At 38.7% G+C, this 1,134-nt stretch carries 1 protein-coding gene and 1 tRNA gene; one reads left to right on the top strand and one right to left on the bottom strand.

What is annotated here, in order from left to right:
• Position 1 precedes the first annotated feature (1 nt).
• Positions 2–75 (top strand) — tRNA-Asp (locus H6W53_RS21250).
• Between the two features lie 162 nt (positions 76–237).
• Here the strand turns inward: H6W53_RS21250 and H6W53_RS21255 are convergent.
• A partial coding sequence (locus tag H6W53_RS21255; protein ID WP_185209593.1) for a transposase occupies positions 238–1,134 on the bottom strand: 897 nt, incomplete at its 5' end.

The following is a 1,134-nucleotide window of genomic DNA, read 5'->3' on the forward strand; positions in this document are numbered from 1 at the left end:
TGATCCGGTAGTTCAGCTGGTTAGAATGCCGCCCTGTCACGGCGGAGGTCGCGGGTTCGAGTCCCGTCCGGATCGCAAAAAGTCTTCTAAATTTTAGGAGACTTTTTTATTTTATATTTTCAGAGTAATTTCGGATCATAGCCAAAACTTGGGGGGCTATGCAAAAAGGATCAAGCGCAAAACTTGGGGACTATGCAAAAAGTTTAGTTAATCTGGATCAATCTCAAAACTTGGGGACTATGCAAAAAGTTTAGTTAATCTGAATAGGAAGAAAGTTCTGTCTTTTACCCCTCGAAGTTGTAGTCTGAAGTTTTTAATTTTCGCATTAAAAGATTCCGCAGCAGCATTGGTGCTTCTTGCTTGAAAATAATTGAGAATATCGTTGTAATGATTTATAATGGTGTTCTTTAGTGTAGAAAATGATTTAAAACCTGACTCTTCAACATCCTTAAACCAATGAGCCAACTTCAACATGGCAACGGATTTTGTTATATTTTGATTGTATATTTTTCTTAAACTATCCGATAAATGGTAGATTTTTTCTAAATCGGGATATTCTCTAAACAGGATCTTTACTCGTTTACTTTGATTTTCTGTCCATTTTTCCCTGCTTTTGTAAAGTAAATACCGGCTTCTTGCCAGAAGTTGTTTTCGGGTATCTCCGTTTTCAAAAATATGAATGTCGGGTTTTACTTTCTTGTCTCTGGATTGTTTTATAATTTCATTTTCCAAATCAATGGCTTCCCACCGATACTGAATTCTGAGCTCCTGAACAGCTTCTGCAGCGAGTTTCTGGACATGAAATCTATCGACCACCTGCATGGCATTAGGAAAACATTGTTTCGCGATAAACTTCATAGAACCCGCCATATCCAGAGTAATTTCTTTTACTTTCTGTCTTATTTTTCTGCTGATTTTCAAAAGCCTGTCGGTTACTTCCTCACTTTTTGTTCCTTTGATCATGGCAACAAGACTTCCTTTCCTGCCTCGTGCAGTCTTGGAGGTAAGCACGGTGTAGAGTTCTCCGTCAGAGAGAGCCACTTCATCTAACGATAGACGGTGAGAACAGTTTTCGGGATAAATAATCCAATCTTCTGCATGAGATTTCTGCTTCCAGTCTTTAAACCCGCTGAG

Source organism: Chryseobacterium sp. C3, from assembly GCF_014218905.1.
GTDB lineage: Bacteria > Bacteroidota > Bacteroidia > Flavobacteriales > Weeksellaceae > Chryseobacterium > Chryseobacterium mucoviscidosis.